12 protein-coding genes are annotated in these 12,828 nt (G+C 73.5%); 9 read left to right on the top strand and 3 right to left on the bottom strand.

Going from position 1 to position 12,828, the window contains the following annotated elements:
• Positions 1-404: 404 nt before the first annotated feature.
• The 5 genes from aroH to der all read left to right on the top strand — a co-directional run bounded on the left by aroH (position 405) and on the right by der (position 4,916).
• Positions 405-767 carry a chorismate mutase gene (gene aroH, locus ACWDR0_RS22175; protein ID WP_456353457.1) on the top strand — a complete coding sequence of 121 codons (363 nt, stop codon included), beginning with the start codon at positions 405-407 and terminating at the stop codon, positions 765-767.
• Complete coding sequence (locus tag ACWDR0_RS22170) at positions 764-1,849, top strand: prephenate dehydrogenase (RefSeq protein WP_456353456.1); 1,086 nt, start codon at positions 764-766, stop codon at positions 1,847-1,849. Before aroH ends, ACWDR0_RS22170 begins: the two co-directional genes overlap by 4 nt.
• A 216-nt stretch (positions 1,850-2,065) precedes the next feature.
• On the top strand, positions 2,066-2,755 hold the full coding sequence (cmk, locus tag ACWDR0_RS22165; RefSeq protein ID WP_456353455.1) for a (d)CMP kinase: 690 nt from the start codon (positions 2,066-2,068) through the stop codon (positions 2,753-2,755).
• A gap of 53 nt (positions 2,756-2,808) precedes the next feature.
• The gene (locus tag ACWDR0_RS22160; RefSeq protein ID WP_456353482.1) at positions 2,809-3,402 is read left to right on the top strand and encodes a lysophospholipid acyltransferase family protein; all 594 of its coding nucleotides are present in this window, start codon (positions 2,809-2,811) and stop codon (positions 3,400-3,402) included.
• A 65-nt stretch (positions 3,403-3,467) separates the two neighbouring features.
• Positions 3,468-4,916, top strand: coding sequence for a ribosome biogenesis GTPase Der (gene der, locus ACWDR0_RS22155; protein ID WP_456353454.1), 1,449 nt, complete (start codon positions 3,468-3,470; stop codon positions 4,914-4,916).
• Positions 4,917-5,002: 86 nt separating this feature from the next.
• Here the strand turns inward: der and ACWDR0_RS22150 are convergent, their stop codons facing one another.
• Together ACWDR0_RS22150 and ACWDR0_RS22145 are read right to left on the bottom strand one after the other, a co-directional pair.
• On the bottom strand, positions 5,003-5,308 hold the full coding sequence (locus tag ACWDR0_RS22150) for a hypothetical protein (protein WP_456353453.1): 306 nt from the start codon (positions 5,306-5,308) through the stop codon (positions 5,003-5,005).
• A 143-nt stretch (positions 5,309-5,451) separates the two neighbouring features.
• A complete protein-coding gene (locus ACWDR0_RS22145; RefSeq protein ID WP_456353481.1) occupies positions 5,452-6,237 on the bottom strand; it encodes a hypothetical protein in 786 nt (261 codons plus the stop codon).
• A gap of 231 nt (positions 6,238-6,468) precedes the next feature.
• On the opposite strand from ACWDR0_RS22145, the gene ACWDR0_RS22140 reads away from it, so the two are divergent.
• The 3 genes from ACWDR0_RS22140 to ACWDR0_RS22130 all read left to right on the top strand — a co-directional run bounded on the left by ACWDR0_RS22140 (position 6,469) and on the right by ACWDR0_RS22130 (position 9,549).
• Positions 6,469-7,752, top strand: coding sequence for a glycosyltransferase family 4 protein (locus ACWDR0_RS22140; RefSeq protein WP_456353452.1), 1,284 nt, complete (start codon positions 6,469-6,471; stop codon positions 7,750-7,752).
• Positions 7,753-7,840: 88 nt separating this feature from the next.
• Positions 7,841-8,833 (top strand): helix-turn-helix transcriptional regulator, encoded by a 993-nt coding sequence (locus tag ACWDR0_RS22135; RefSeq protein ID WP_456353451.1) that lies wholly within the window; start codon positions 7,841-7,843, stop codon positions 8,831-8,833.
• A 500-nt stretch (positions 8,834-9,333) separates the two neighbouring features.
• Positions 9,334-9,549: an I78 family peptidase inhibitor gene (locus ACWDR0_RS22130; protein WP_456353450.1), complete on the top strand. Its 216-nt coding sequence runs from the start codon at positions 9,334-9,336 to the stop codon at positions 9,547-9,549.
• 69 nt (positions 9,550-9,618) lie between these two features.
• Here the strand turns inward: ACWDR0_RS22130 and ACWDR0_RS22125 are convergent, their stop codons facing one another.
• Positions 9,619-10,617: a phosphatase PAP2 family protein gene (locus ACWDR0_RS22125; protein ID WP_456353449.1), complete on the bottom strand. Its 999-nt coding sequence runs from the start codon at positions 10,615-10,617 to the stop codon at positions 9,619-9,621.
• Positions 10,618-11,088: 471 nt separating this feature from the next.
• Between ACWDR0_RS22125 and ACWDR0_RS22120 the strand changes: the two genes are divergently transcribed.
• Positions 11,089-12,756, top strand: coding sequence for an MFS transporter (locus ACWDR0_RS22120; RefSeq protein ID WP_456353448.1), 1,668 nt, complete (start codon positions 11,089-11,091; stop codon positions 12,754-12,756).
• Positions 12,757-12,828: the final 72 nt, after the last annotated feature.

Genomic DNA, 12,828 nt, shown 5'->3' with positions numbered 1-12,828 from the left:
GCCCGTGCTGCCGCCGGCGCCGGGCTGACTCAGGCCGTGTCTGACAAATCCCGTCTGGCCCGCGACGCCCGGCACGCACACTCTCCCCCTGTGCCCTGCGGGCACGGGGGGACCCCCAGCGTTGTCGGGATTTCCCGAGTACTCCCCCGCAGCCCTCCGGGCGCAGGGGCACCCCCATGCGTACGAGGGAAACCGTCCCCTGGCTTCGCCGGGGGTACCCCCACCGCCTTGCGATTGCACGCACTGGGGGTACTCCCCCGCAGCCCTTCGGGCGCGGGGGTACCCCAACCCAGCCGCAGGGCTGGGGGAGCCGCAGGCCCCGCCCTCCGGGCGGACGACGCGATGTGTCAGACACGGCCTAGGCTTGTCACCCGGAGCAGCAGCGCATCAGGAGGGAGTCGGACGTGGCGGTACGAGCGGTACGCGGAGCCGTCCAGCTGGACCGGGACGATCCGGAACATATGGACGAACGGGTGGGCGAGCTGCTCACCGCCGTACTGGAGCGCAACGCCCTCACCGCCGACGAGCTGATCAGCGTCTGGTTCACCGCGACCCCCGATCTGCGCAGCGCCTTCCCGGCCGCCGCGGCCCGCCGCCTCGGCATCACGGACGTACCGCTCATCTGCGCCCGGGAGATGGACGTCGAGGGCGCCATGCCCCGGGTCGTCCGGATCCTCGCTCATATAGAGACCGCCCTCGACCGGTCCGCCGTCGCCCATGTGTACCTCGGTGCCGCCGCCGCCCTCCGCAAGGACATCGCCCAGTGAGAACCGCCGCCGTGATCGGAACCGGACTGATCGGCACCTCCGCCGCCCTCGCCCTCGCCGGCCGGGGCATCGCCGTCCATCTGATGGACCACGACGCCGAACGGGTCCGGACCGCCACCGCCCTCGGGGCGGGCACCGAGGAGCCCCCGGAGGGCCCCGTCGACCTCGCGATCGTCGCCGTGCCCCCCGCGCGGGTCGCCGGGGCACTGGCCGCGGCCATGGAGGCCGGGCTCGCCCGCGGCTACCTCGACGTCGCCAGCGTCAAGGGCGGGCCCCGCCGGGAGCTGGAGGCCCTGGGCACCGACCTGACCGCGTACATCGGCACCCATCCGATGGCGGGCAAGGAGCGCTCCGGTCCGCTCGCCGCCAGCGCCGACCTCTTCGAAGGCCGTCCCTGGGTGCTCACGCCCGGCCCGGAGACCGACACCGAGGTCCTCAACCTCGCCCTCGAACTGGTCGCCCTCTGCCGGGCGGTCCCCGTCGTGATGGACCCCGACGCCCACGACCGGGCCGTCGCCCTGGTCTCCCACACCCCCCAGCTGGTCTCCTCGATGGTCGCCGCCCGGCTCCGCGAGGCCGACGAGACCGCCGTACGGCTCTGCGGACAGGGCATCCGCGACGTCACCCGGATCGCCGCCTCCGACCCCCGGATGTGGGTGGACATCCTCTCCGCCAATCCCGGGCCGGTCGCCGGGGTCCTCGCGGCGATCGCCGCCGACCTCGACGAGACGGTACGGGCGCTGCGCGCGCTGGAGTCCGACGAAGCCGGTGAGCGGAGCGCGGGAGCCTCGGGCATCGAGGAGGTCCTGCGGCGCGGCAACGCCGGACGGGCCAGGGTCCCGGGCAAGCACGGCGCCGCCCCGGCCGCCTACGAGGTCGTCGCCGTACTGATCAGCGACCGGCCCGGCGAACTCGCCCGGATCTTCGCCGACGCCGGACGGGCCGGGGTCAATATCGAGGACGTCCGGATCGAGCACGCCACCGGCCAGCAGGCCGGTCTGGTGCAGCTGCTCGTGGAGCCCTCGGCGGTCGCTCCCCTCGGCGCCGCCCTGCGCGAACGCGGCTGGTCCATCCGGCCCTGACCGCCGCCGGCCCGTCACCGGCGGTTCCCGGACCCGGACGGCCGCGGAGCGCTCCGCGGCCGCCCCGGTCCCGGCGCAGGTCGGCGGGTCATGGGCAGGGCCCGGCAGTCGGTAACCTGGTACGGGACTCCCCTTCGGCGCAGTCCGCCGTCCCCGCCCCGCGGGAAGCCGTCCCCGCCCCCGCGGGAAACCCCGCGGGCGAATCCAGAGCGAAAGGTGTCCGACACCGTGGAATCCGCCGTGATCGTTGCCATCGACGGCCCCGCCGGCACCGGCAAGTCGAGCACGTCCAAGGCGGTGGCCGCCGCCCTGGGGCTGCGCTACCTCGACACCGGTGCGCAGTACCGCGCGATCACCTGGTGGATGATCACCAACGGAGTGGACACCGCCGACCCCGCCGCGATCGCCACGGCCTCGGCCAAGCCGGTGATCGTCTCCGGCACCGACCCCGCCGGTCCCACGATCGCGGTCGACGGCGAGGACGTCTCCGGGCCCATCCGCACCCCCGAGGTGTCCGCCGAGGTGAGCGCCGTGAGCGCGGTGCCCGAGGTCCGCACCCGGATCACCGCCCTCCAGCGGTCGATCGCCGCGGGCGCGGCGGCCGGCATCGTCGTCGAGGGCCGGGACATCGGCACCACCGTCCTCCCCGACGCCCACCTCAAGATCTTCCTCACCGCGTCGCCCGAGGCCCGCGCCGCCCGCCGCGCCGGCGAGCTGAAGGGCGCCGATGTCGAGGCCACCCGCCGGGCCCTGGTCAAGCGGGACGCCGCCGACTCCGGCCGGGCCACCTCCCCGCTGGCGATGGCCGCCGACGCGGTCGAGGTCGACACCACCGAGCTCACCCTCCAGCAGGTCGTCGACCGGGTGGTGGCCCTCGTCGAGGAGCGCCGGGCGGCCGTCCGGTGACCCTGCCCTCCGCCCCGGGCGCGGCCGTCGGCCGCCGGATCGGCATCGGCCTGATGAACGGGTTCTGGCACCCCCGGGTGCTGGGCGCCTGGCGGGTGCCCGCCGCCGGCCCGGTGATCATGGCCGTCAACCACTCCCATGCCATCGACGGCCCGATGCTGATGGGCACCGCGCCCCGGCCCGTGCACTTCCTGATCAAGAAGGAAGCGTTCGTCGGCCCCCTGGACCCCTTCCTGCTGGCCATCGGGCAGCTCAAGGTCGACCGGTCCGGCACCGACCGCGCCGCCGTCACCAACGCCCTCGGGATCCTGGAGCGCGGCGATGTCCTCGGGATCTTCCCGGAGGGCACCCGGGGCGAGGGCGACTTCGCGTCGCTCCGCGCCGGTCTGGCCTACTTCGCGGTACGGTCCGGAGCCCCGGTGGTTCCGGTGGCCGTCCTGGGAAGCACCGAGCGCCGCGGACGGCTGATCGGCGCGCTGCCCCCGCTGCGCGGCCGGGTGGACGTCGTCTTCGGCGACCCCTTCCAGGCGGGCGACGGATCGGGCCGCCGCACCCGTACGGCCCTGGACGAGGCCACCGTACGAATCCAGCAGCGGCTCACCGCCCATCTGGAAAACGCCAGGCGCCTCACCGGGCGCACCGGGTAAGACTTGACCATCCGGACCACCCGAACCAGGGAGCGGGTCCGGTCGAGACACGAGGAACGGACTTCATGAACGACCAGCACGACCACGGAGCGCTCGGCGATGCCGAGTACGCGGAGTTCATGGAGCTTGCCGCGGTCGAGGGCTTCGACGCCGAAGAGGTGGAAGAGGCCATCGACGAGGCCGGTCACGGCCCGCTGCCCGTCCTCGCCGTCGTCGGCCGCCCCAATGTCGGCAAGTCGACCCTGGTGAACCGGATCATCGGCCGCCGCGAAGCGGTCGTCGAGGACCGGCCCGGCGTCACCCGTGACCGGGTCACCTACGAGGCCGAGTGGGCGGGCCGCCGCTTCAAGCTCGTCGACACCGGCGGCTGGGAGCAGGACGTCCTCGGGATCGACGCCTCCGTCGCCGCCCAGGCCGAGTACGCCATCGAGGCCGCCGACGCGGTCGTCTTCGTCGTGGACGCCACCGTCGGCCCCACCGACACCGACGAGGCCGTGGTGAAGCTGCTGCGCCGGGCCGGGAAGCCGGTGGTGCTCTGCGCCAACAAGGTCGACGGTCCCAGCGGCGAGGCCGACGCGGCCATGCTCTGGTCCCTCGGCCTCGGCGAGCCGCACCCGGTCTCCGCGCTGCACGGCCGCGGTACCGGCGACATGCTCGACGCCGTCCTCGAGGTACTGCCCGACGCCCCCGCCCAGACCTTCGGCACGGCCGTCGGCGGACCGCGCCGGATCGCCCTCATCGGCCGTCCGAACGTCGGTAAGTCGTCCCTGCTCAACAAGGTCGCGGGCGAGGAGCGGGTGGTCGTCGACGAGCTGGCCGGCACCACCCGCGACCCGGTCGACGAGATGATCGAGCTGGGCGGGGTGACCTGGAAGTTCGTCGACACCGCCGGTATCCGCCGCCGGGTCCACCTCCAGGAGGGCGCGGACTACTACGCCTCCCTGCGCACCGCCGCCGCCGTGGAGAAGGCGGAGGTCGCGGTGGTCCTGATCGACGCCAGCGAGTCCATCAGCGTCCAGGACCAGCGGATCATCACCATGGCCGTCGAAGCGGGCCGCGCGATGGTGATCGCCTACAACAAGTGGGACACCCTCGACGAGGAGCGCCGCTACTACCTGGAGCGCGAGATCGAGACCGAGCTGGCCCAGATCGCCTGGGCGCCGCGGGTCAACGTCTCGGCCCGTACCGGCCGTCATATGGAGAAGCTGGTCCCGGCGATCGAGACCGCGCTCGCGGGCTGGGAGACCCGGGTCCCCACCGGACGGCTGAACGCCTTCCTCGGTGAGATCGTCTCCGCGCACCCCCACCCCATCCGGGGCGGCAAGCAGCCGCGGATCCTCTTCGGCACCCAGGCGGGCACCAAGCCGCCGCGGTTCGTGCTCTTCGCCTCCGGGTTCCTGGAGCACGGCTACCGCCGCTTCGTGGAGCGCAGGCTGCGGGAGGAGTTCGGCTTCGAAGGCACCCCGCTGCACATCTCGGTCCGGGTGCGGGAGAAGCGCAGCCGCAAGAAGTAGTCCGTACGGGCCCGGCCCGTACCGCGCGCCGCCTCCCGGCCGGGGGGCGGCGCGCTCTTTTTCCGTACTGCCGGTACCGCCGCGGCTCAGTGGCTGCGGCGCGGTGCGGGCGGCAGGGCCGCCGGGGGCTGCCTTACGGGATACGGCTGCCAGCCCGCGCCGGCGTACGGCAGCTGTCCGGCGCCGCGGGCCGACGCCTGGACGGAGAACGCGAGGAAGCCGAGGTGCTCCTCGCCCGACCGGTCCCCGGGCAGCGCCCGGAACGACCGGCGGTACTCCGAGTACAGCGCGTCGTAGATGGGCGTCAGGGAGAAGCCCGCCGCCTCGCGCGCGGGGCGCATACCGGGGATCGGGCTCGGATACGGCTGGCGGGTGGGGTCGTATGTCTGCACGTACCTGCAACGATCCACACCCCGCCCCGTCACTGCCGGGCGCCGGGAACCACCCGCCGCCGGACACCGGTGTCCCGGCCCCGGACGCCCCGCGGGGGCAGGGCACCGGTGTGCCCTGCCCCCGCCGGTGGACCGCCGGACGGTCAGGTGCCCGCCAGCGGCATCGCCGCGGCCACCAGACGGCCGCCGGCCGCGGCCTTCTCCAGCGCGTCCCGCAGCAGGTCCTCCCGCGGCTGCTGGCCGATCGAGCCGGCCGGCGCGCAGAACACCAGCACCGTGTGGGACTTGTTGACCGCGGACCGCCAGCCGTCGGTGACCTGGAGCGGCTGGTGCGCCTTCCACCAGGCGACCGCGCCCGGCTGGAGGATCGCGTGCAGCTGGCCCACGGCGAGCAGCACCGACCAGCCGTCGAGCGTGCCGGGCAGCGTGTTGACGTCGTGGACCGGGGCGAAGCCCTGCTCGATCAGCAGGGGCAGGAAGTCGTCCCCGCCGTTCCCGGTGGTGCCGGGACGGGCGATGGGCGCGGTCGGCTCCACCACCAGCGCGGGGTGCAGCTCCCCGTCGACCAGGATCAGACCGCTGGTGACGCCGAGCACCGCCTGACCGGGGGCGGCGTTCAGGGAGGTGGGGTCGGTGGTCATGGGCACAGCGGGCTCCTCGGTACCGGTGATGGATTCCACGGCTCCCGCGAGCTGGTCCTCGGCGAGCCGGACGACCTGCGAGGGAATGCAGGTCGCATGGGCGAAGGCGAGGACGGCCGTCTCCTCGCCGACGAACAGCACGGTGCTGGTCCGCTCCTGCGCGGGGTCGCCCGGGGTGCGGCAGGAGGCACAGTCGTAACTGGCCGGGGTCTCGGAGTCGCCGGCGACCAGCCGGTCGGCTTCTTCGTTGCCGAGCTCGGCGCGTACGTCCGCGCTGACGTCGAGCATGCGGGGCACGGATGGCTCCTCGTCCTGATGGTGCTTGATGCGTGATCGCACTGGGCCGGGCGGCTCCCGGCTCACACTGGTTCAACGGACGATTCCGGCCGGGGTCACGCGCGGAAGGCCACCGGAACGGGGGACGCGGAATCCCCAGAAACCTTTTCGTACGCGGTATCTGACGGCCAGTAGAGTCTGGTCCGACCACTTCATGATCCGACCATTCATGACGAGAGACGCATGCGCATCTCCTTCCTGCTCCACAACGCGTACGGCATCGGGGGAACGATCCGTACCACCTTCACCCTCGCCGAGGCCCTGGCCGAACGGCACGACGTCGAGATCGTCTCGGTCTTCCGCCACCGCGAGACACCACGGATGGGCGCGCCCCGGGGCGTCACCCTCCGGGCGCTCGTGGAACTCCGCAAGGACAGTCCGGAGTACGCGGGCGACCATCCCGAACATGCCAGGCCCGCACGGGTGTTCCCGCGCGGCGACGGCCGCCACCGGCAGTACAGCAGGCTCACCGACAGCCGGATCGGCGCCCATCTGCGAAGCCTCGAAGCGGATGTCGTCGTCGGTACCCGCCCCGGGCTCAACGTCCATATCGCCCGGCAGGCCCGCCGCGGCACGGTCCGCGTCGGCCAGGAGCACCTCACCCTCGACGGCCACGGCTACCGGCTCCGCCGCGAACTGGGCTACCGCTACGCGCGGCTGGACGCGATCACCACGGTCACCGAGGCCGACGCCCACTCCTACCGCACGCGGTTCAGGCTGCCCGGGGTACGGATCGACGCGGTGCCCAACGGGGTGCCCAGGCCGTCCGTGGCACCATCCGACGGCCGGGCGAAGGTCGTCGCGGCGGCCGGGCGCCTGACCCGGGTCAAACGGTACGACCTGCTGGTCGAGGCGTTCGCCGGGGTGGTCGCCGCCCGGCCCGACTGGCGGTTACGGATCTACGGCGGCGGCGATGCCACCGGTGACGAGCGCGAGGCGCTCACCCGGCTGATCGCCGACCGGGGCCTGCGCGAGCACGTTTTCCTGATGGGCAACGTCCATCCGCTGGAGCCCGAGTGGGCCAAAGCGTCGATCGCCGCGGTGACCTCCGCCAAGGAGGCCTTCGGCATGACGATCGTGGAGGCCATGCGGTGCGGGTTACCGGTGGTCTCCACCGACTGCCCCAACGGACCTCGGGAGATCATCGAGGACGGGGTCGACGGCAGGCTGGTGCCCGTCGGCGACCCGGCCGCCGTGACGGACGCCCTGCTGGAGCTGATCGGGGACGACGAGCGCCGCCGCCGGGCCGGTACCGCCGCACTGGCCGCCTCCGAACGCTTCGACCCGGCCGCGATCGCCGCCCGCCACGAGGCCGTTTTCACCGCACTGCTGGAGCACGCCCGGGCCCGGGGGACCGGCGGGATCGTACGGGAGCTGGGGTACCGGCTCCGCTGCCGCTGCTACGGCAGCCTCTACGCGCTGCGCCATCTGGCCGCGGCGGCCCTGCGCCGGGTCCGGCGCCGCTGAGCCCGCCGGGAGCGCCGCGGGTCCCCGCCGGGGATCACGGGGGGATCGCGGACCGGAACGGTCCGCGATCCTTGGCAGACTGCATGCCATGTTGGAGACCTCCGCACGTCTGCTGCGTCTGCTCTCGCTGCTCCAGGCCCACCGCGAGTGGTCCGGCGCCGACCTGGCCCGGCGGCTCGGCGTCACCTCGCGCACGGTCCGCCGGGACGTGGACCGGCTGCGCGAACTCGGCTACCCCGTCAACGCCAGCCCGGGCACCGGCGGCGGCTACCAGCTGGGAGCCGGCGCCCAGCTGCCGCCGCTGCTCCTCGACGACGACGAGGCGGTGGCCGTCGCCGTCGGGCTGCGTACCGCCGCCGGCCAGGGCATCGAGGGCATCGGGGAGAGTTCCGTACGGGCCCTGGCCAAACTGGAGCAGGTGCTGCCCGGGCGGCTGCGGCGCCGGGTCGGGGCGCTCAACGCCTTCACGGTGCCGCTGCTGCGCACCCCCGGGGCCCGGCTCGACCCCTCGGTCCTCACCGAGCTGGCGAACGCCTGCCGGGACAGCGAGCGGCTGCGTTTCCGCTACGAGGACCACGGCGGCACCGCCACCCGGCGCACGGTGGAACCGCACCGCCTGGTCTGTACCGAGCGCCGCTGGTACCTCGTCGCCTGGGACGTCGACCGGGCGGACTGGCGTACCTTCCGGGCCGACCGGATCGTGCCCACTCCGCCGCACGGCCCGCGTTTCACCCCGCGCACCCCGCCCGCCGACGACCTGGCGGCCTATGTGTCGCGCGGGGTGTCGACCCGGGCCTATGCCACCCGGGCCGTGATCAGGCTGAAGATGTCCGCCGACCGCGCCCGGGAACAGCTCTCCCCCTCCGACGGTGTGGTGGAGCCGGACGGCGACGGGCAGTGCCTGCTGCACGCGGGGGCGACCAGCCTGGATGTGATGGTGATCCATGTGATGCTGATGGGCGTGGACTTCGAGGTCGTGGAGCCGGTGGAGCTGACCGACCACATCAGGGTCCTGCGGGACCGGCTGACACGGGCGGTCGGCCGAGGGGACGGGTTCCCGGATTCTGTGAGGAAATCGTGAACGCCACGGAGCGTCATGCAATTCGGCCCGGCCTGGCGGATCGGTAATTCCCTGCCGAATTCCCGGGTCGGCCGCCGGGCGGAATTTCCGTGGCCGCGGTGTCGAACGTCCCGTTCGGAGCGGCCCGGTTTCCGTCGAACACCTGTCGCGGGAGAGCGTGGGAGAGAGGGCGGGCGGGCCGTGAGCACAGTCGGTGAAGAGCCCCGGGGAACGTCCGCCGGAGAACGGGCGGGGCCCGGCCCCGGCCGGCTGGGGAACACCCTGGGAAGACCCCGGGAAGAACCCGGTAAGGCGCCGGTAAGACGGTCCGGCGGACTGCCCGGACCATCACCGGGCGACCCGGGCGGCCGATCCGGAGCGGTATCGGAGAAGGCCGCCCGGAGCCGTACCGGAGATGTGCGGAAAAGTGCCGCCGGGGGTGGCCGGTGACGGACCCGGCGGCCGTGGAAGCCGTCCCGCCCGGGCTTTTGTTCTCGCCCGCGGCCTCCTACGGTGGAGGCATGGCACCTGATCCGCATGCGTCCGGTGAGCCGGACGATTCCACCGGGGCGTACGTCGGCATGAGCGGGGGAGCCGCCGAGCGGCGCGCCCGGTCACGCGGCTGGAGCACCGTACGGTCCCTGCCGCCGGGCGCGATCATCACCCTCGAGTACCAGCGCGGCCGGCTCAACTTCGAGGTCGAGCACGACACCGTGATCCGCTGCTGGCGCGGCTGACCCGGCCGCCGGACGGCGGAGAGGCCCCGGCCGGTCCGGCCGGGGCCCCTCACCGCAGACTCCGTGACCTCAGGTCATCGTGCGGCCGCCGCCCGAGGGCGTCACCGCCTCCCGCCCGGACCTGCGGGCCGGCGCGGGCACCCCGTCCGGCGCCCCCGGGTGCTGCGCGGACCGGGCCCGGGAGGGGCCGGGCAGCGAGGCGCTCAGGCCCACCACGGACGCCCGGGAGCCGTGCGCCCGCTTGGCCGCGGGTACCCCGTGACCGGGAGCGCTCTCCCGCAGGGCGGGGCCGGGCCGGGGCCCGCCGGTGGCCACCGGAAGCGACGGCAGCGGCAGCCGGCCGGCCCGCCAGCGGTCGCGCAGGCCGAGGATCCGGGCCTCGGCCCGGGTGATCAGCGGCTCGCACCACGGCAGGGCCAGCAGGATCAGCAGTCCGGCGGCCCAGCCGAGAAGAACGTCGCTCAGCCAGTGCGTGCCGAGATAGACCGTGGTGAGGCCGACGCCCAGCGAGACCGTCGCCGACAGCGCCGACAGATTGCGGCGGGTCCGCGGGGTGGTCGCCATATAGGCGAGGATTCCCCAGGTCACCACGGCGTTGGCGGTATGACCGGAGGGAAATATATCCCCGCCGGCGAACATCTCGGTCGAACCGATCTGCGTCGCGTAGTGGGGGCCGAGCCGGCCCAGGCCGAGCTTGACCGAGCCGACCGTCACATTGAGCAGCAGCAGCGCGGCGCCGAGCACCAGCAGCGGCCGCAGGGTGTGCATGCGCCAGGAGCGCCAGCCCAGCCAGGCGGCGACCATGACCGCCGTGGGACCGCGCTGGCCGAGGACGACGAAGTAGTCGAGGAAGGCATGGAGCTCGGGCCACTGCTGGTAGGGCCGGAAGAGCATGACCTTCCAGTCGACGGTCACCAGCCAGGTGGGCACCAGCACGGCCACGACGATGGCCGTGTAGAAGGCAGCCGTCCCGCCGAAGAGGGCGAGACGGGTGCGGCTCATCCGCGGGATCTCTATCTTCGGTGGTTCCGGCTCCCGGTCCAGTCGGGCGAAGATGTCGGTACGCACCCTATCGACGTTACAGGGAGTGAGTGTGCGACCCGGCCGATCCGGCGGGTTTGTGATGACCATGTGATGTGGACTATGTCTCCTGACGCCGAATTTAAGACGGCTCATTCGGGAAATCCAGGAGCAGCCGTGGCGTAATGCCCGGGAACGGTCCGCCGTTTGCCCGCCCCGGCCCGCCCGGTTTCGCCGGGACAGGGCGACCGGAAAGCCCTTTCGATCCCGGCCGTACCTCAATTGCCGTTCATCGCATGCCCGTATGAATTTTTTCTCATACGGGAACCGAAGGGCAGGGTGGCGTACGCCACACCCCGGCGCGCCCCCGGTCGGGAGGTCGGCCACGCGCCGGTGACCTGAACTCGCGTACGCTTGCGGCTCACTCGTACGCCGATGCCGGAACGCCGCTGGGATCGTCCCCGTCCTCCCACACGGCCGGGTCCGCCGGGTGCGAGGGAACCACTGGAGGTAGCAGGCATGGCAGGGACGACCGGTGCCGTGGCGCGGCTGCGCGCCGCGGACGGCGGGACCAACCGCTGGGTCGTCCTCCTCGTCCTCTGCGTCAGTCTGCTGCTGGTCGCCGTGGACGCCACCGTGCTCCATGTCGCCGTTCCGGCGGTCACCGAGGACCTGCGCCCCACCGGCGTCCAGCTGCTCTGGATCGTCGACGCCTACCCCCTGGTCTGCGCCGCGCTCCTGATCCTCTTCGGCACCCTCGGCGACCGCGTCGGACGGCGGCGGGTGCTGCTCATCGGCTACGGGGTCTTCGGGGCGGCCTCCGCGCTGGCGGCCTGGGCGAGCACCCCCGAGGTGCTGATCGCGGCCCGCGCCCTGCTGGGCGTCGGCGGCGCAATGATCATGCCGGCCACGCTCTCCGTGCTCCGCTCCGTCTTCCCCGACCGGCGCGAGCGGGCCACCGCCATCGGTATCTGGACGGCGGTCGCCGCCGTCGGCGCGGCGGCCGGCCCCGTCCTCGGCGGCTTTCTGATCGAACACTTCTGGTGGGGCTCGGTCTTTCTGATCAACATCCCGCTGATGGCGGTGATCCTGCCGCTGGGCGCCGGTCTCCTGCCGGAGTCCCGGGGCGCGTCCGACGGGCCGTGGGACGTCCTCGGCGCCCTGACGGCCGCGGGCGGTGTGCTCGGACTGGTGCTCGGGGTGAAGCGGCTCGGGGTCGGCCACCACCCCTTCGAACCCGCCACCGCGCTGCCGCTGCTGACGGGCGCCGCGCTGCTGGTGCTCTTCGTCCGGCGGCAGCGCCGCCGCACCCATCCGCTGATCGACGTCCGGCTGTTCGCCACCCCCACCTTCGCCACGGCCGTGGGCTGCATCGTGCTCTGCATGCTGGCCCTGGTCGGCCTGGAGCTGATCGCGGTCCAGTACCTCCAGCTGGTGCTCGGGCTGAGTCCGCTGGAGACCGGGCTCCGGCTGCTGCCGCTGACCTTCGCGGCGATGGCCGCCGGTGCCACCGGCTCGTACACCCTGCGGTACATCGGCCCGCGGCGGATGGCGGGCGGCGGGTTCGTCCTGACCGCGGGCGCGGTGCTGCTGCTGACCCTGATGGGCGAGCACGACCGGCCGGCCCTGCTCGCCACCGGCTTCGTCCTGCTCGGCTTCGGCCTCCAGACGACGCTGTTCGCGGCGTACGAGTCGATGCTCAGCGAGGCCCCCGCGGAGCATGCGGGCGGCGCCGCCGCCATCGGCGAGACCTCCTACCAGCTCGGCGCCGGGATGGGCATCGCACTGCTGGGCAGCGTGATGAACGCGGCGTACGCCCCCGGTTTCGGCGGCCTGTCCGGGGTGCCCCGGTCCGCCGCCGAGGACGCGGCGCACTCCCTGGGCGAGGCCCAGCAGGTCGCCGAACGGCTCGGCGGGGCCGCGGGGGAGCTGCTGCGGGCCACCGCGCGGGAGTCCTTCGTCCGCGGACTGCATGTGACCCTCGTGGTCAGCGCCGGGCTGCTGCTCCTCGGCGCGCTGGCCGCGCTCCGGCTGCCGAAGTCCGCCGACGACCGGGCCGCCGCCGGGCCCCGCTGCCCGGACCCGGGCGGCGAGTCCGGCGAGCGCACCGGCTCCGGCCCCCGGGCCCGTGCCGTATCGGTCCCCCCGAGCCGCGGCCCGGGCCGCGAGGTGGTGCACCGCGGCTGAGCAACCCCTCCGGACCGTACGGAATGTGGCGGGACCGACACCTCCCGTTCGGCCTATCGCTGCTAGTTTTCG

The organism is Streptomyces sp. NPDC003691 (genome assembly GCF_053981115.1).
This window is presented reverse-complemented; position numbering and strand designations above follow the sequence as displayed.

What these genes read in the sequence shown, in the direction of transcription:
- ACWDR0_RS22160 (WP_456353482.1), top strand. Translation starts at nt 2,809, where the DNA reads ATGAACGGGTTCTGGCACCCCCGGGTGCTGGGCGCCTGGCGGGTGCCC.
- der (WP_456353454.1), top strand. Translation starts at nt 3,468, where the DNA reads ATGAACGACCAGCACGACCACGGAGCGCTCGGCGATGCCGAGTACGCG.
- ACWDR0_RS22145 (WP_456353481.1), bottom strand. Translation starts at nt 6,237, where the DNA reads ATGCTCGACGTCAGCGCGGACGTACGCGCCGAGCTCGGCAACGAAGAA.
- ACWDR0_RS22140 (WP_456353452.1), top strand. Translation starts at nt 6,469, where the DNA reads ATGCGCATCTCCTTCCTGCTCCACAACGCGTACGGCATCGGGGGAACG.
- ACWDR0_RS22135 (WP_456353451.1), top strand. Translation starts at nt 7,841, where the DNA reads ATGTTGGAGACCTCCGCACGTCTGCTGCGTCTGCTCTCGCTGCTCCAG.
- ACWDR0_RS22130 (WP_456353450.1), top strand. Translation starts at nt 9,334, where the DNA reads ATGGCACCTGATCCGCATGCGTCCGGTGAGCCGGACGATTCCACCGGG.
- ACWDR0_RS22120 (WP_456353448.1), top strand. Translation starts at nt 11,089, where the DNA reads ATGGCAGGGACGACCGGTGCCGTGGCGCGGCTGCGCGCCGCGGACGGC.